Annotated in this window: 13 protein-coding genes; 2 read left to right on the top strand and 11 right to left on the bottom strand. The window is 52.7% G+C overall.

Annotated elements, in window-relative coordinates; translation table 11 throughout:
• Positions 1-28 precede the first annotated feature (28 nt).
• Complete coding sequence (locus TBK1r_RS21045; RefSeq protein ID WP_419580230.1) at positions 29-1432, bottom strand: C2 family cysteine protease; 1404 nt, start codon at positions 1430-1432, stop codon at positions 29-31.
• 352 nt (positions 1433-1784) lie between these two features.
• Complete coding sequence (locus TBK1r_RS21040) at positions 1785-2729, bottom strand: tyrosine-type recombinase/integrase (RefSeq protein ID WP_419581583.1); 945 nt, start codon at positions 2727-2729, stop codon at positions 1785-1787.
• A gap of 280 nt (positions 2730-3009) precedes the next feature.
• Between TBK1r_RS21040 and TBK1r_RS21035 the strand changes: the two genes are divergently transcribed.
• On the top strand, positions 3010-3279 hold the full coding sequence (locus tag TBK1r_RS21035) for a hypothetical protein (protein WP_145215004.1): 270 nt from the start codon (positions 3010-3012) through the stop codon (positions 3277-3279).
• A gap of 590 nt (positions 3280-3869) precedes the next feature.
• Here TBK1r_RS21035 and TBK1r_RS21030 read toward each other — a convergent pair.
• The 5 genes from TBK1r_RS21030 to TBK1r_RS21010 all read right to left on the bottom strand — a co-directional run bounded on the left by TBK1r_RS21030 (position 3870) and on the right by TBK1r_RS21010 (position 9058).
• Complete coding sequence (locus TBK1r_RS21030) at positions 3870-4271, bottom strand: hypothetical protein (RefSeq protein WP_145215001.1); 402 nt, start codon at positions 4269-4271, stop codon at positions 3870-3872.
• 2 nt (positions 4272-4273) lie between these two features.
• On the bottom strand, positions 4274-5296 hold the full coding sequence (locus tag TBK1r_RS21025) for a DUF932 domain-containing protein (RefSeq protein ID WP_145214997.1): 1023 nt from the start codon (positions 5294-5296) through the stop codon (positions 4274-4276).
• A gap of 253 nt (positions 5297-5549) precedes the next feature.
• Positions 5550-6416, bottom strand: coding sequence for an IS21-like element helper ATPase IstB (gene istB / locus TBK1r_RS21020; protein WP_419580229.1), 867 nt, complete (start codon positions 6414-6416; stop codon positions 5550-5552).
• Positions 6397-8064 (bottom strand): IS21 family transposase, encoded by a 1668-nt coding sequence (gene istA / locus TBK1r_RS21015; protein WP_419581582.1) that lies wholly within the window; start codon positions 8062-8064, stop codon positions 6397-6399. The genes istB and istA overlap by 20 nt, the downstream gene beginning before the upstream one ends.
• 739 nt (positions 8065-8803) lie before the next feature.
• A complete protein-coding gene (locus TBK1r_RS21010) occupies positions 8804-9058 on the bottom strand; it encodes a hypothetical protein (protein WP_145214991.1) in 255 nt (84 codons plus the stop codon).
• A 764-nt stretch (positions 9059-9822) separates the two neighbouring features.
• Here TBK1r_RS21010 and TBK1r_RS21005 point away from each other — a divergent pair.
• On the top strand, positions 9823-10047 hold the full coding sequence (locus TBK1r_RS21005; protein WP_145214988.1) for a hypothetical protein: 225 nt from the start codon (positions 9823-9825) through the stop codon (positions 10045-10047).
• Between the two features lie 223 nt (positions 10048-10270).
• On the opposite strand, the gene TBK1r_RS21000 is transcribed toward TBK1r_RS21005, so the two are convergent.
• The 4 genes from TBK1r_RS21000 to TBK1r_RS20985 all read right to left on the bottom strand — a co-directional run bounded on the left by TBK1r_RS21000 (position 10271) and on the right by TBK1r_RS20985 (position 16732).
• Positions 10271-12652: a formylglycine-generating enzyme family protein gene (locus TBK1r_RS21000; RefSeq protein WP_145214985.1), complete on the bottom strand. Its 2382-nt coding sequence runs from the start codon at positions 12650-12652 to the stop codon at positions 10271-10273.
• Positions 12649-13521 (bottom strand): protein phosphatase 2C domain-containing protein, encoded by an 873-nt coding sequence (locus TBK1r_RS20995; RefSeq protein ID WP_145214982.1) that lies wholly within the window; start codon positions 13519-13521, stop codon positions 12649-12651. Before TBK1r_RS20995 ends, TBK1r_RS21000 begins: the two co-directional genes overlap by 4 nt.
• A 35-nt stretch (positions 13522-13556) precedes the next feature.
• Positions 13557-14279 (bottom strand): vWA domain-containing protein, encoded by a 723-nt coding sequence (locus TBK1r_RS20990; RefSeq protein WP_145214979.1) that lies wholly within the window; start codon positions 14277-14279, stop codon positions 13557-13559.
• 230 nt (positions 14280-14509) lie between these two features.
• Positions 14510-16732: a S8 family peptidase gene (locus tag TBK1r_RS20985; RefSeq protein ID WP_145214976.1), complete on the bottom strand. Its 2223-nt coding sequence runs from the start codon at positions 16730-16732 to the stop codon at positions 14510-14512.
• Positions 16733-16743 lie beyond the last annotated feature (11 nt).

Genomic DNA, 16743 nt, shown 5'->3' with positions numbered 1-16743 from the left:
GCTGCTTGGTCGCCGGGAATATGTCTTGTCACAGTGAGAAGACACTCCAGAGGATATCGCTATGCGTCTCCACGATTGACTGGTGGAAATAGGCTTTTATCTGTCCCGCCGATATTTCGATAAAGCCGTCACCCCGCGTCGGCTCCAGCTCCATGACTTTGTTCGTATCGACAATCGAAAAGAGTCTTGACTGTTCGTCGTATCCGACAAGCGAATAAACGTGGCCAGCAGCAAGACCGGTACCGTTCAGGGTTCCCATCGGCAGTGGGTGCGTCGTAAGCACCGAAGCCCGCTCTTCGGCAACCGCCTTCGCGAGCGTTGATTCGATTGAGGCCGCTGATGAAAAGATCAGCAGGTCAGTATTTGTCTGGTGCCCGGTCAACATATGAAAGGCCGATTCGGGAGATCCGCCATCATCAACTGCCGCGTGAGGATCGGTTCCGAACATGACTGAATTCAATCGATATCGCCCCGCAGCTTTCTCCAGCACTTGTGGCCAGAATCCGAATTCCTTGTTGACTTCGGCGTAGGTGACGAGTTCACCATCCTGCGGAACCTCAACATCGAATTGGCCGCGATAGCCACCGGGGAAGTTCACTCCTACGATTCGATCAGATTTTCGCTGAAACATTTCACGGAATGCTTCTGGCCGCAGTGCCGCCAGTGAACCCGCGACACCGAGCAGATAGCAGTCTCCAGATCGATTTTGACGAAACGCGTGAATGCTGGCCCGGTTGGCGGTGCCAAACAGTGTATCCGGGCGGTTTCGTAGCCGTGTTGCCATCCGTTGAAAATCTGCACGCATCCGCTTCACCAGTTCTTGGTTTTCCGGTGCTTCCAACGCTGCTGCATCTGCTTCCGTCACACCACTGTTCTCCCACAGTAACTCATCGTTAGAGAGTCCTTGAAGAGCATCGTAGTGCTTCAGTGTGACTGAAACCCCAATCGCATCGTCTCCTTGAACGGAACGGCTGGCGAGGGCGTGCTGCAATTCGGAACGATCGTGAAATCCATCTTGATTGCGATCAATGATCTGGTTGTAACGCTGGCGAACGTCGTTGTTGTGATCACTCAGGATGTCCGTTTCGATTTGTCCTGCCGATTTCGTATCCGTCAATCTGCTTTCAGGTACGAGAGGATGGGCACCAGTCGTCGCGTGTTGCTGACGAATCGCTGGTTCACTTAGCTTTGTCGATCCAGAGTCTTTGGACTGAATAAATTCTCCAAGCCACTGAACTCGGGACGAATAATTCTGCTTGCCAATCCGTACTTCTGCCGGTGAGTCCTGTGCTGTGGCCTCTGGACCTTGGTTGCTGTCGCATAGCAGAACGATTTGCATTTCGTCGTCATCCAGATCGTAGACAACGTAAGCCTTGTATTGAATGTCAGTTGCAAATTTGTCTTCCACGTATTGGGTGACCGAATCGCTCATCGATGGTGTCGCGTTTCTTGGTTGGACGCCATTGGCTGTTGTCGACGTAGCGTCCACATCTTGTGTGCGCGTCGCAACCGGAGTTGTTATAGGCTTAGGCATTGAGAGACTGCCCGTTTCCAGCAGGTTCGGCAGCCTCACTTCGGCGTGCTCCTGTGCTATGTCGCCCCCCTCTGTCTTGTCTCGTTGCTGTCTGTCTACGCCCATGAAATCTCCCAGTATCGTTATTCGGAAGATCCCTCTTTGAGTTGCGTTTCTTCGCACATGCACCGCTGGATCGAACAGATTCCCTGCGATTCAAGCAAGTTGCGACATCCGATCCGTCCGTAGACGATATGGAAGCGACACCACTTCAAACGCTGATTCTTTCCACGATGTTTCGAGTCACCTTCCGCTTTCGACGATCATAGAGTCGAGTCGTTCTGGGATCAGCGTGTCCGGCCAGATTCTGCACATCCTCCAAAGGAACCCCTTGACTGAGCAGGTCCGTAATCGTGGTCACGCGAAACGAATGTGGAGAGAGTCGCGAGGGCAAACCGGCATCCTTCATTCGCCGTTTGACCATACGAGCCATATCGCCAGCCGTCATCGGATTCTGTGTGAGTTTCTTGGTCTTCCGGACAGTCGTGCGAAATAGCGGCTTGGATTTGTCGGCGTATTCTGTTCCACCTGCCGAAAGGTAGTCTCCGACAAACTTCTGCAAGTCATGTCGAACGGGGATCTCCCGTGACTTGCCGCCTTTCTCGCTGAACCTCAAACAATGCTGGTCGCCAAGGTCGTAGAAATCGCCACGGCGAAGTGCGGCGACCGCTCCAACGCGAGCCGCCGTGTAGATCATGATGGTGATGATCGCACGGTCTCGAAGCCCAACGACGTGATTCGTATCGAGAGACTGCACCAGCTTTCGCGCCTGTGCAATCGTGATTTCGGGTGTCTTTCCTTCGACCACCTGCAACCGTTCTCCACGAACTGAGTGGGCGGGATTCAGCATGATGACGTGTCTCGTCACCAGCGTGTCGAAGAAGTGCCGAATGGCGGACAAGTGAAGCTTCTTTGTCGCCGGTGCGTAGTCCTGCTCGTCCAGATAACTTCCTACGTCTCGTGGCGAGACTGTGGGAAGTTCTTTGTTCAATGCTTCGCAATGAACTAGGAACCGCCGAATCGCGCGCTCATAGGCAGCACGCGTGTGAGGATTGCGAATTTTTCCATAGATGAACTCTTCCCATGCAAACCGAGCCGCCGCCCCGGCATTCTCGATGAGAACGGGGAGGGATCTGTCACCTTCTGTGACAACCACGTGCGACTGACGAGCCTGCGGCAGTTGCCCGATGCTTGCAGCAATCGCATTGTCAACTGATTTCTTCAATGTCCTCCCATACGGATGCTGGTTGTGCCCAGCAACTCATTTACGCACGCAGCTTGTCGGCTATCTTCTCCCCGGCGAGTTTTTGCCTCCTTCGACCATAGCGCACAATAACGTCCTTTGTCCAGCACAAAGTTGCACACTGTGTGACTCGCTACGTCAAGTCGTGATAGATCGTTGGAATCGCATTTTCGGTTCCTTTGGAGGTTTTGTCATGGCTGCGAAGTTTGAAGTTGGCCAGTTGGGAATTACGCCCGGTGCCCAAGAGCTGATCCCAATGAAAGAGGTCGAGGTTGCTCTTAACCGCCACGCATCCGGTGATTGGGGAAAAGTATGTGATGACGACAATGCTCAGAACGAATGGGCGTTGGAGAATGATGCAAGGCTGATGTCGGTTTACGAATCTGCATCAGGCGAATCGTTCTGGATCATCACAGAAGCCGACCGCTCATCGACAACGATCCTGCTGCCCAGCGAATACTGACAAGGTTGATGCGTTCTGACTGTTCCAGCAACCAACTGGAACAGTCCTTTCTTTATTCTGCTGCCCGCAAAAAAATTTGGCATGGCGAGCAGTCGGACGGCATACCAAGGAACATTTTTCTTGACGAAGCAAGCGAGTTGCGAATCGTACGTGAATACCGGAGGCAAGGTGATGTCAAAACCTGAAATGCGCGTCACCACATTTGGTTGTGACAGCGACTTTGCAACCAGCAGACGAGTTTCAACCCATTCTTTGATTTCAGTGGGGAACCGCTCACACTGTCAGGAATGTCTGTAGACCCACTATTCCCCGTCGATCGTACGGGCCGTTCCGACTGAATTTCAGGCGGTCAGGTTCGTGCGATGCGAACGAGAAACAAAACTGGAAACGCAGTCTGTAACCAAGTCAGAAAAACCTTGTTATCGACCATCGCCTCCATGCAGGCTGACCGAGCCTGCGTCGAGCGATGAGTTGTGCTGGCCCTGAAGTTCAAATTGATAAGAGGCTGACGATGGTCTTGCAACCGTATCGAAAACCTCAAGTCAATTCTTTGCTTTCCTCCTTTCGTTGAGTTGTAAGTGGAGCTGTCGTCACTGATCGGCGGCGATACAGATCGGACAGCTTCCAAGGAAGTTTTCAGAAGACAAACGCGGAACGTATTCAATTCTGGTCCAGCCTTCAGCAATCGCTGCGTCGTAACTTTCAGGGCCTTCGTTGTTGCACTCGCTGCATGTAAGCGAGAAGCCAACGTCCTGTGGAATTCCGTTCGGCGATTCCTTCACGACGGTCGCACGCTTCCGCAAGAATTCGCACGCCGTTTTCGCAAGCAACCGATTCAAATCCGGACCCAATTCTCTCGGATACTCAATTTGGGGAGCAAAGCCATCCTTGTGTAGCCAGTTGAGTAGTGCCTCAGACAACTCAAGTACGTCGTCCCAGTTCCGATGGAACCAAGCATCCAGCAGCATCCGCCATGTTTCTTTCGGGTCCATGACTACACCGCCAATGCGAGGTTTAGAAGCTGGCCAATCTTGGTGTCCAAAGCGGTTCGATCACCAGCAAGCTGAAGTTTTTGCGACAACTTGGTGAGTGCATCGACCAGTGCGAAGATGGTAAATCCACCTTGCCGCTGAGCGATCTCCATCGCCTCTTTGACAAGTCCACGTGGAATGCCTTCACTTCCGAGTCGTTTGGCAACGGCGTCTCCGTCATCGCCGAGTTTTTCGGTCATCGCTTTTCGCATGACTTTGACGAAACCGTCTCGTCGCGAATCGCGTTTTTCGATCAATTCTTCGATGATCCGTCGAATCTCATCCAATCCATCACGAACGTTTGCCGTGTGTTTGCGTGAGAAGTCCACAACTTCGGTCGCATCCCAGACAATGTGGTTCTGACAGACTTTCTGAAACCAGAACGTCTGAACGCCAAGTGAACGACGGCCAACTTCTGAATTCCAAAGAAAGAAGCCGGGAGCGAATGCCTCGCCTTCAATCTCTGCCCAACCTGTGGGGTCGATCATGAATGCGAACATATCCTGCTCGCCGCAATAAAGTCCCGTACTCGTTCCGTCCATCGCAGTCTGCGGTGGAGTAAAGTCCGACGCGAACTCGTTGACCACGTCCAGCAAGTCAGCGTTCCACAAGCGTGTGTAAGCCACGCCATGCACGGAACGAATCTCGCTGTCGTGCGTCAGCAGTTGCAGCGGCTTGTCGGCTACCGGCAGCGTTTCTTCAAACGCCTTGCTCGCCGTCTTGGTCGTCAGTCGATTGATGGTGTCCTTGCTCACGCTTGCCATGCGGCAAAGCTGCGAAAATGACCATTCGTTGAGGTTGAATTCTTCGCCATCGCAACACACCGTCAAGTCATGTGTGACGACGATATCCTGCGGACGAATCCAGCGATCAACAGAGTCTTCACGATCGTCGCAACATTTGCGGTGCAGTGATTCAAACGAGCCGTAAGTTTCATCCGGCGTCCTGCGAAAAAGTTCCTTATGGGCACGGGTGAGAGTGGCCATGACAGTTTCTCCTGTTTTTTGGCATTGTTGAAATGCCCGCCAACGTGGTCGGGCTGTGGGCTGGCTCAGAGAGTCAGTCCAGCACCCGGCCAACATGGCTTCAGGAGTGTGTCTGTCCGGAATCGCAAAAACCTTTCATTTCAAGACCACCGGCCTCAAGAATCCAAAGCGACTTTCGATTTGTCATTGGGCGCTTTAAAACCGGCCACTTGTGGGCGCTTCAAAACCGGCCAGGGTTTTGGTGAAAAGTGGTCTAATTTGCTGGTTTTTTCGTCGTCTTTTTCGGCCGACCCGGTGGGCGCTTGTGGCCGGTTTTGGATTGGCCGGTTTTGAGCTCGTTTTCCGGCTCCGTTTCGGCCTCGTCGACGGCTGCCTGATCAGTCTTCTTATCGGCCCTGTGACCTCGCAGTCTGAAGCTGCGTCCGGTGATCTGAATCACTTCTGCACTTTGCAGAAAACGATCCAGAATAGCCGTTGCAGACGGCACGTCTCCGATCAGTTTTCCCCAGTCCTCAAGAGGTCGGTTCGACGTCATCATCGTGCTGCGAAGTTCGTGACGACGCATGATGATCTCGAACAGAAACTCGCCGCTCTTCTTCGGTAACTGCTTCATTCCCATGTCGTCCAGGATCAGCACGTCGGGCTTGAGGTAGCGATTTAAGATGCGATCGTGACCTTCAAACGCTTCGTCATGCAGGAAGTCGCGGACGCAGTCGAAGATGCTGCGGTAGTAAACGGTGTAGCCGTCGCGAATGAGTTGACGGCCGATGCTCTGCACGATGTGACTCTTTCCCACACCAGGCGGCCCGACGAAAATCGCATCGTGATGTTTGCGGACGAAGTCACCTGCTGCGAGATCATAGATCTGTTTTCGTTTCACTGATTTGTTGAAGTCGAAGTCGAAATCGTCGAGGCATTTTTGATCTCGGAAGGCAGCCGCTTTGGTGCGGCGTTCAATCTGACGATCACTGCGGACCACCATTTCATCTTCGAGGATCAGTTCCAGGAATTCGGCGTAATCCAGCTTCGAAGATTTGGCTTCCTGCAGACGAACTTCCAGTGTCTGAAGCAGGCCGCTTAAGCGAAGTTGTTTGAGTTGTTCACGAAGATTCATGTTCATGGTTACGTTCCTTCCGAAAGGCGTTTAGAGAGTCAACAGAGTAATCCGACAACGGTCGAATGAGCGGGTGTTCGTCGATGAACGGCAGCGGCAGTTGTTCGCGCGGAGCCGGTCGTTTCAGCAGGTTGCGAATGGTCTTCAGGCGACACGCGTTGTGGCTCACGGCGGTGCCGCACGCGCGTTCGAGTTCGTCGTACGTGTACTTGCCGGCCAGGGCTTTGAGCCCCACGAGAACTCGCACGCCCTGCACGCCGCGTGAAGCGATCACCAGTTGGCTCCAGGCCTTCGAATTCGGCCCAATGGCAGCAATTTGCCGCATCAAAGCGTCTGTGCCGCGTTCGACAGTGGTCACTTTTTCCGCCGGAATGTGAGCCGAATCGGTGCGAAATCGGCCCGGTTCCGCCTTGCTGTGAATCGCGATTTTCTTCCACTGATCGTTGAACACGCGCACCAGTCGCGTGTCCCATCGAACCCAGACCCGACGGCCGATGTATTCCGGCGGCGCGGAGTAGTACGCCTTGTCGACTTCCAGATGACCGTCGCGACTGACGCTGCGTCGCGCTTCATGAAACATGGCAAATCGATCGCGCGGAAGCGGCATCAGCGCGGGACGATCCACGGCGATGAATTGTCCGCGCACCTGCTTCTTCGTTGTGCCATGAATGCGTGTGTCGGCGACGGTGGATTCCCAGTGCAGCAGGTGATCATTCTGTTCGGCCAGACTCCCGAACGTGCGTCCCTTCAACGCGTTGTTCTTCACATACTTGACGCCACTTTCCACCTTGCCTTTGTGTTCGGGCGTGTACGGTTTCGTCGGCAGAATGGCGGTGCCGTAATGCGCCGCAAACGACTGCAGCTTTGGGTGGATTTCCGGATCGTACCAATCGGCTTTCTGCACGGCCGCTTTGAGGTTATCGATGACGAGCGTCTTCGGAACGCCGCCAAAATAATGAAACGAATTTTCAATGGCCGCGATGAAGTTGTCCGTCGTCTGCCGCCACACGACTTCGCTGTACGCTTTCCGCGAACAACTCAGCACAATGCGAAACATCCACGGACGACGCTTCTTCCCAGTCACTTTATCAATGACCAACGCCGCCGTACCGAAATCGATTTGAGCTTCCTGGCCGGGTTCGGTTTCCATCCTGCGAAACGGCAGTGGCGTCTTCTTCGCGAGCTTCCGAATGAATCGCAGGACGCTGTAGTAGCTTCCTTCAAAGCCGTATTCGATCTTCAGATCCTGATGAATTCGAACGGCAGACAGACCATCCCCAAGCTTCGTTTCGATGTGCTTCTGGTACTCGCTGCACTGACTTTTCGACCCGGTCGAATCTGCCGGTTCGACGTCGCTGGAAGACGGTTTGGGAGTTGCCGGATCGTCCTGATCGAGTGCCTCTGACCCGGTGGGCGCTTGTGGCCGGTTTTGAACCGAATCCGGCGCCAAATCGGCCTCCGAACCGGTAGGCGCCTGTGGCCGGTTTTGAATTCCTTCGCCCGTCGATCCTGACTCTTTCTGAGCCTGCGATTCGGCCCGAATCTGACGCACGTGCTTGTTGACGGCACCTCGGTCAATGCTCAAAAGACGAGCAATTTTCCTATTGGAATGGCCCGAACGGTGCAGATTTTCGATCGATTGATGAGTCGCCATTGAGAGCCGGTTGGACATGCTGACCTCTCCCAGCACTCGCTGTGCTGAAATCGATCAACATACCCAGCCCCTCTGTGGCCGGTTTTAACGCGCCCATCACTGGTAGGTTTTGAGCGCCCGCTGACAGATTCAGGAGACCAGCATTGTTCTACCCGTATTTGAATGTCTTTGGATCAATTTACCGCTACCACGGATCACGACGGAGTCAAAGGAAAAACAATCCACGGTTCGGTAAGTAGCTGAGGTGCTTAGATATCTTGGCACGGCTGAGAATGAATCCAGCGGCGGTCAACAGTCACCCGGCTGTTCACCGCGGCCTGATACCGGTGGGGCCTGCTGTTGCGCCGCTGTGAGAGAAATGGCAGGATTGGTTCACTCGGTGAAGCGGAGGCAAGCTCTGCTGGGAAGCAACTTGCCAAGGAATAGCCGAGTCGAAGGGTCGGAGTAACTCCACTCTGGAGGGACGGTGCATGTCGGCTGTTTCAGTTGGCTGCACCGTCCTGTTTTTCTCTCGCGATGTTTTGAATCCAGCAAGGTTCTCGCTTTGCGGTCATGCGATCAAAATCAACCGCCTTCCAATTTCTTGCACGCAGACTTGGTCAAACGACCAATGTTACTCTGATGCGAGCCATCCCTTAGAAAATCCATTCCGCCAATTAGATGCGAAGTCGGTAGTCAGCAACCGCAGTTGAAAAACCAACTTCGCAGGTTAGGGAAGTCGATCAACGATTCAGGGAGTTCACTCCGCGTTGCCGTTGGTCGATGATGGATGCTCGTAGATCCATGTGTGAGCCATGTCCATCACCTTGCACACGAGCGGCAAATCTTCACGACCAAACGAGTTCGAGTCCTTCCATTTGTCATCACCGTCTTTGTACAGCCGCGAAACGGTGACATTGTGACGTGTGCCGTTTTGGGTTTCGTTCTCCCAAATCGCGGCACGAACGCGACCGAGTCGGACTTCGTGAACAGGTTTCGTTTTTCCTTCAGCCATTGTCTTATCTCCAAAGTTACAGGGAACAAACAGCGTGAGCGACGGCGCACGCCAACACTTGCGAAACGCAAGAACCAGTCCGGTTTGAATGTGCAATGTAAACGCATCGCAACCGAACAAAACCTCCATGACCACCAACCTCCAAGTGCGAGAGCATTCCAGCACTCAAAGGTCCGCGAAAGCGTCTACACGGCGATCAACTGAAAGAGCGAGTGAGCTAAAGCCCACACCATTTCGCTATCAGGAAACCGTGGCATTGTCACGCGGCGAGTCTCTGATGAAGACTTGCGGTTAAATCAAGCGTCCGAAGTGTGCGGAATGACTTTGCAAATACCGCCATGCCGTTCGATGGTCGTTAGCCTTCAGCAATTGCTGAACTGCGTTGAGGGCGTCCGAGTCGAGAACGGACCAAACAGCAACGTGTTGTCCATCATCGCGAACGAGTTGTGAAAATCGTCGTTGGAGCGAATCCGTTTCCGGTGAAAACGCCTTCAATCCATTGCTGTCAGCCAATCCAAGATATGCGTGTGTCATGGTCCAGAAGTACCACGAAAAACAGTCGATAGGCAAGAACTCAACAAGACGAAAATAAAACGCACGTTCCAATCGTGATGTGGCATAACACAGGAGAACGGAGGATTGGTTCCGAAAGGTTTCAATCAGGTTCAGTGGTGGGTGAGGACGCAAGGTAGTGACATTGGATTGAATTCCGCATGTGCGATGCGGTGTCACTATCCCCCTTTACCCTTTGAGGAATCTTTACGATGAATCCCACTACCCCGAAAACGAAGTTTGAATTGCTCGCAGCTTTCGGTCTCAGAACAACTGTGACGATGGAAGTGACGACAGACGGCGGACCAGTCACGCTCACGGGCATGATCTGCGTCCTTGGACACGAAGATGGAAGCGGCGAAAGCTTCTACGGCAAGTTTCACGACAATGCTGGTGAAGGCCAACTCGTCGATTGCTACTTCGGACGGTTCAAGTAATCACCATCGAGCTTCGCATCGAACAAAACCACGATCGGCAACCAACCAGTTGTCGATCGTGGCGTTCTGTCAGCGAACTTTTCCACCGTTCCTTACAATTGATAGGGTACTTCTTGGGAATACACTTCCCAACGTTCGATTTGCGATTTGAGGTTTCCGCTGCGGCGTACAATAGATTGCGGCTGGTCAAACAACGTGTCGGCCAACTTAACTTGATTGGGAGCTATTGCTTTGGCACGCAGACCACCCGAAAACCAAGGTCAAGTTGGAATTGCGGTGAAATCATTGGCGTTCTATTGGCGCAACGAGCATCACGAGGGAAATGTAGCCATGAGCCACCACGAACCACCCATTGTGTTCCGTGGGAATCGCCCATTGGATCAACACTCTCACCATCGGGGTACGTCCCGTAGATGTCTGAAACCCACTCTTCGACGTTGCCCACCACGTCGTATAGACCCCACGCGTTGGGTTCATATGAGCCAACCCGTTGAGTGTGACCGCGAGAACTACTTCGATCTTTGCTACCAACATTGGCTCGACTTCCGTCAAATTGGTCACCCCACGGAAAAGTAGCCGTAGATCCAGCACGAGCCATGTACTCCCATTCTGACTCTGTAGGAATACGATAATCGTACTGCTTGTCGCGTTTCGAACACCAGTTACAAAACGCCTTCGTTCCAGCCAAAGTGATGAGGATCATCGGCTGGTCATCGGACTGCCCGAAGACACTTGTTGCATTCCGAACGAATCGTTGTTCGACCTTTGCAATCGGGCATGACGGATGATCAATGTCGATTAAAGGCGAGACTACGTCGTCAAATGTGATTTGAGCATCATTTAACCACATTAGGACTTGGCCGACTGTCACTTCATGTCGTGCCGCATAAAATGATTGTGTTAGTATAACTTGATGTTGGTGTTCATTCAGAACGAGTGGTGCTGGCTTCGTTGCTGAGCCCATAAGAAAGTTACCCGCTTTGATTCGCACGAACTCAATTCCCAATACACCGACGTACGTTGGGTCAAGCATGAAGTTCAAGTCTCGTTTGGTGCCAGCAGAGGAAGGCGTATCAGGTTTATCCGCAGCTCTATCGGCGGCCCATTGTTCTCGATAAAGGTCGAACGCTGATTTAGGGCTGGATGAATTGGCGTTGCGGCGATCGGGGACATCTGTCGAGTTAGTAGGGGACGAGTTGGCAGATCGATTTGTCGACGCGATCGTATCCGGTACGCGAGTATCGGCAGAAGACGATTGAGTCTTGTCCGCGATCTGACGTTCAGCATGTTGTGGCTCCACAATCTCGCTACGAGTCTCCTGCAAGTCAGGTCCAGACTTAGGTTTACTGACAACACTGTTATTCGAGCGATTGCTGAAGGCAAGGTTGTATCCAACAAGCAAAACGATCACGACCGCCAAGTAGGCAACAGCCCGTTGTATAGTGCTTACAGGCGTTTCAGATGCAGCACTGTTGGTCCACGGCTGGTCGGAAATGGCGGGCGATACGCCTTTGGAAGTCTGTGGCGGGGGAAGCGTGATGCTCCACTGGCTTGCTAAGTCGATGCTATTTGGACGACGTTTCGAAGCGAGATCGAGTACATCGCCATTGAGCAAATACTGAAGTGGTGCAGCCGTGGCCCTGATGATATTCGCAGCAGCTTTCTTTTGGGCAAGGTCCCATTCCAGCGGACTTTCATCACCACATTCATCTAAACCCCAACACAACAGTTCGACTAAAAATACGTCTCGGGCGTGAGTATCCGAAACAGGTGAGAGATTGTGATGACGCCGCTCGTCGAATTCCTTCATAAGCTCCGTCGGGGCATAGTTCCGTGTGCCAATCGTGCCACCTTCCTCAACAGTCAATTTGCAATCGTCAGCGTCGAGTGTGGGAATCTCAGTCGAAAATAATGTCGACTGACCAATCAACTGTCGCAATAGTTGGATGGACCAGCGTCTCGGAATCCCGCAGGTCTCTTGTGGTCGGTAAACAAATCCGTCGAAATCGATGATGTACAACTTTGGCCCGGATACTCCGTCATTGTGAACTAGAACATTGCCTTCAGAAATATCGCCGTGTGTCAGCCCAGCTTGTTCGAGCATCGCCAACGCTCTGACAAGTTGTTTCGCCAACGAGATCCGAACGTGGTCGCTCCATTCCGTCTGTTGCGTTTCAAGCCGAGTTTTCCAATCTTGCCAGATAGAACCGGGTACGGCGGTGAGTCTTACTCCGCCAAAGTCTCTATCTATTCCATCTGGTCTGCCGTGCTGTTGTGTTGACACCCAGCCTCGCGGTGCCCCTCGAAAGCACTCGTCCCATGCCCAAAGACTTTGACTGATTAACCATTGGAGACGCCGAAGTCGTTTGGCCTTGAGTTCAGCTCTATAGAGTTTTATGAAGTTGGTCGAGCCTGTGTTGCGGTCAGTCACTCGATACGCATACGCTTCAATACCTGATGGGTACGGGCGGATGATCAGCTTTCCGCGTTTTTCGGTTTTGTTAAACTCGATAACCGTGCTGCCGATATCCCAAGCCTTTCCCTCTAATTCGCGGCATAGACCCGAATCGGCTTTGGGGACACTTGTGATGTTCTTGGGGATCATGACGGACGTACCAACAGGAGTGACATATTATCGGCAGCATCTTCGGGCGTTGCTAGTTCGAGATCATGTAGGCTTCTCTCCGCAGAACCCGATGAAAAAAGAGCGTCGAATTCGAGTTCCTTAAATATTCGATCGCCATGTCGATCGACGAGGCTCTTGGCAACACCGTCAGTGAACACCGCAAGCGAAGTTTGCCTAGCAGAGATTTCTTGCCAATCATCTATGCTGATCGTGGAAAGTGATGGACACAGCGCATTCACTTGAGGATGTGTTACATCTGGAAAAAACAATTTGCTCAAGCCCTTGTTTGCTGACGATTGCAAAGCACCGGAATCTCCGACACTGGCTAAAAAGATTGACTGCCCATCGCACCATACGAGGCAAAGCGTTGTTTGAAAGCAAGATTGCCGATTCACAACACGCCGATAGGCAGGCGTCGGCAAGTAGCTGGGCTTGAATTTGAGATCGGTAAGATCAGCCTTCAGAGTTGCAGCAAGTTTTAGGATGGCAGCTTGTGCGAAATGGATTGCGTCAATCCCCTGCGTTCGAGCCGAGCGATGCTTTTGATGTTCCACGAGATAGGCTAGTGCTGCCCACGTTGCAGATCTGCTGCCAACTTCAGGATACGTTGACGAGCCAACTCCATCCGCGACAGCGCAAGCCCAGTGAATCGAGGAGTTGTCTTCGCTACGGAAACCAAGGATGGCGTCCTCGTTGACTGTTTTCCCAACCTGCGGTGGGCCGATAGATGTGTGGAAAGAGATCGAATGTTGATCGGTACTGAAACTGCCTGAAGTCTCGAACACACTTCCGAACTGAGCGATTGTTCGTCGCGAGGCATCAATTATTTCGAATTCAAGTTCATTCATACCGCACGTTCCGCTTAGGTAGTTTCTTTCTGAGGCTACTCTGAGTGACCGAGAAACCCGTGCGGTTTCCAATAGTTACGAAGTATATCGAATGCTTCAGCGGCTGTGCTTGCAGCGGAGCTTCCGGCGTCTGCCAGAAAGTGAGCTAGTACGCTCACGTCTTGCACTGGAACGTAGAGCGGATGCCCGTTGTGGGTTGAAGCGATCGATTTCAGCATCTCCTCGTCGGGCCTATCATTGTCGCCAACTGCGACTCCAGCCGTAAAAATAAGGATTGGCAATGAATCGTAGGTCAACGCCTTCAACGCCTTCGCAGCAGGCTTCGGGTCTTGATAACCGTTGCGTCCATCTGAAAAAAAGATAACTAGTGGGAGTGGGTGTTTGCTTTTTTGTGGATGGTTCGATATTTCGTCCAAGTACTCCGAAATCTGCGAGTGTGCGAGCCTTAAAGCGGCCCTCATATTTGTCCCACCACCATCACCACGGAACGATATCTTGTCCGTGTCGATCTCCATGACTGGCGTCCGTTTGCATTCTGAATGAATTGTCGCTTTGTCTGCGAATACGATCAGAAGGACACGGTATAGGGACTGTTCTCGGCCTTTTGTCTGGCATTCGATGATCATGTTCTCGATACCTTCAACAGCAGCCTCGGCCTTCGGGCCATACATTGAACTGCTGTTATCGGCAATAACGACAACCAACTGCTGGCGATTCGGTTTCGCCGACCGATTCGATTTAATTTGTTCTGGCTGCATGGAAGTTCCTTGTTGGTCGATCTGGCGAATTATAACGGGTGCGAAATTCGCCCACTGCTCCACCACATTGTAGCAACTGTTTTCAGAGTCAAAACGTTAGTCACCACTAGTTTTCGGGAGGGCACGTGGCACTGTTTAGCTCTGAACTACTTGACGATTCCTGAGCGGCATCGTTCGCAACGCGATACATGAGTATTGACTCCTCAACGGTCACGGTCTCGTTGCTTTCCTCAGCGAACTCGAATTGGAACTTCGATCACTGGCACGATCGGTTCGAGTTGCGTTTGGTATCGCTGAATGATGCGTTGATACAGGTTTTTTACCTTTGGTGCGGACAGAGTGATGATTAGGGCATACTTGATTTTGTCACCGCCACTGGGTTTTCCAGCCTCACGAACTTGGTAGTGAACATCAAACACAGGATCTTTGAGCGTTTTCGATTGAAATCGCTGCCGCCTGTGAAGTGTCGTCTCCCATTTATGGGCGTCTAAACGTAGTTCTTTTTCTGTGTCAAAGTCCGAGCGTCGAAAGAAGCTCTTGGTCTTTGCATTCACTGCATCGTCGTCGAACTTGTCGGCGTGCGGACGAAACGTCACATCCAATCCGCCTCGCGTGTAGTTGCCGGGGTCTTCAGGGTCAGTTTGGCAAGCAAAGCAGAACGTGGCTGTCAGCGCGACCATGCCTTCGAGTTCGCCAGAAGGCAATGGAACTGGAGTGCGAAGGTATTGTCCCGGAGTCAGTTCTCCTTGGAAAACGACACGTGCTTCGCCATCTGGGCAGATCACAATCGAGTCAATGTCTTGAGCGACTCGCCCCCAGCCAATTTCATGGACCGGTAGCTTTTTGGCAGGCTCGGAGCAGTGAACCAACAGCGACTTGATCGCCAGCATTGAAAGACTGTTTCCAAAATGGGCGCGGACTCCCATGCCCATACGGAGCGTGTAGGGCGAAGCGTAGCTTGTTCCAGCGTCCGGCGTTGCAATTGAAGTCGATTGGTCAAGAACGAAAAACGGCTCTTTGCCGCAGCCGCCAAACGCGATTACTTCTGGCTTGATCAGACCGGGACTTCTTCCCGGACCGATGCAACTGTACGGGGCACGCTTCCAAACTTTGCTGCGACTGTCGGCAGCACCCACGGCCAGTGAGTTCACGGAATCCGAAGGCACCTGTACGCGAGCGTTGCCTGATTCGTGGTCCTGTTCGCCTTCATTTCCAACGGCAACCGTTGTCAGTGTTTCGCCATCTGCGAAGATCGAATCTAGCACCGCCGTCCAAGCATGAACGTCGTGGTCTTCAATTGGCAACGCGGGACCGATGCTCAAATTAACGAACTGATACTTGCGAGACTGCAAAGTGTTCTTAATATGATTGAGCGTGTCATAGAGTTCGAGCGGATCTTTGCTGGAGTCTTCATCAAGGACTCGGAAATGATCAACAATGCCATACGGGCGAGCAAGTTTTTCGCCCTTGGTCAGCGGGCCGAACAAGACGGCAGATGTGACGCCAGTGCCGTGATCGACATACCCGTCAACTGGCAAGCCGACACCTTCGGGGTCGTGCGCGACAGCAAATTCTGAATCGTGCAGTTCGTCCGATATTCCACCATCGAAAACGGCGGCGCGCAACTGTTTATCAACAGGCTCGGTTTCAGGCAGCTTGACGGGAAACGGTTTAGTTTTTGCTGAAGCGCGAATGATCGGACGAAGCGGGCGAAGGCTCGGCATTTCGCGGATGGTGCGAAGAAACGAAAACTTGCTAAGATCGTCGATTAGTTCGCGTGCGGCTCGAAGGGGCAGGAACGATAGGCCACTAACATCGAACCGACGATCCATAATCGGATCGAGTCCGAGCGATTCGGCGTATGCCTCGAACGCTTCGAGAATTCGCGAAGGCTTCGGTATTCCCGACGTATGCAACACGATTTCGAGCATTGGTTCAGCCCCGCGTTTCCTCAGTTTCTGCACACGGTCTTTCGCTTGAGGTGTGCGAAAGTTCTCGACTTTGAACAAGTCACGTGAACTGCGGTCGGCCTCCGTCAGGTTCGGCAGCCCGCTTGCGAAACGCGCGAAGTCTTCACGTCGTGCCGCAACGAATAATTCGGTTGTGGGTGATTCTTCCGGTTCGCCTTGCTTCGTCCATTTCTCAGGAGTTGTTCGAGCGGGGCGCGAACCAATGGCTTCCATCCGGGCTTCGCGTAGGAGGTCACCGGGAAAGTAAGACTTCGCAGTGTACTGCGGGTGAAGAGTGACAAGCCCAACTGAGTAGCCGTCAGGGCAGGCTTCGTCCGGTAGCTTTGCAAAAGATGCAGCGGCGTCAGAAAACTGTGTTGCCAGACGACTCTTTGCGTTGGCCAAATCGTACGGAGGGTCTTTTGGTTCCATGCCCTTCTTGATGGAGACCGGCGATGTTAGTCGGTGCCCATTACCGAGCAGAAAGTTTGGTTGTTTTGCCATGGTTACCCTCG

It is taken from the genome of Stieleria magnilauensis, from assembly GCA_007753675.1.
GTDB classification, from domain to species: Bacteria; Planctomycetota; Planctomycetia; order Pirellulales; family Pirellulaceae; genus Stieleria; species Stieleria magnilauensis.
This window is presented reverse-complemented; position numbering and strand designations above follow the sequence as displayed.

Excerpts from the sequence above, each read along its gene's own strand:
- TBK1r_RS20995 (WP_145214982.1), bottom strand. The coding sequence starts at position 13,521 with ATGAATGAACTTGAATTCGAAATAATTGATGCCTCGCGACGAACAATC.
- TBK1r_RS21010 (WP_145214991.1), bottom strand. The coding sequence starts at position 9,058 with ATGGCTGAAGGAAAAACGAAACCTGTTCACGAAGTCCGACTCGGTCGC.
- TBK1r_RS21025 (WP_145214997.1), bottom strand. The coding sequence starts at position 5,296 with ATGGCCACTCTCACCCGTGCCCATAAGGAACTTTTTCGCAGGACGCCG.
- istA (WP_419581582.1), bottom strand. The coding sequence starts at position 8,064 with ATGGCGACTCATCAATCGATCGAAAATCTGCACCGTTCGGGCCATTCC.
- TBK1r_RS21035 (WP_145215004.1), top strand. The coding sequence starts at position 3,010 with ATGGCTGCGAAGTTTGAAGTTGGCCAGTTGGGAATTACGCCCGGTGCC.
- TBK1r_RS20985 (WP_145214976.1), bottom strand. The coding sequence starts at position 16,732 with ATGGCAAAACAACCAAACTTTCTGCTCGGTAATGGGCACCGACTAACA.
- TBK1r_RS21030 (WP_145215001.1), bottom strand. The coding sequence starts at position 4,271 with ATGGACCCGAAAGAAACATGGCGGATGCTGCTGGATGCTTGGTTCCAT.
- TBK1r_RS21000 (WP_145214985.1), bottom strand. The coding sequence starts at position 12,652 with ATGATCCCCAAGAACATCACAAGTGTCCCCAAAGCCGATTCGGGTCTA.
- TBK1r_RS21045 (WP_419580230.1), bottom strand. The coding sequence starts at position 1,432 with ATGAGCGATTCGGTCACCCAATACGTGGAAGACAAATTTGCAACTGAC.
- istB (WP_419580229.1), bottom strand. The coding sequence starts at position 6,416 with ATGAACATGAATCTTCGTGAACAACTCAAACAACTTCGCTTAAGCGGC.
- TBK1r_RS21005 (WP_145214988.1), top strand. The coding sequence starts at position 9,823 with ATGAATCCCACTACCCCGAAAACGAAGTTTGAATTGCTCGCAGCTTTC.
- TBK1r_RS20990 (WP_145214979.1), bottom strand. The coding sequence starts at position 14,279 with ATGCAGCCAGAACAAATTAAATCGAATCGGTCGGCGAAACCGAATCGC.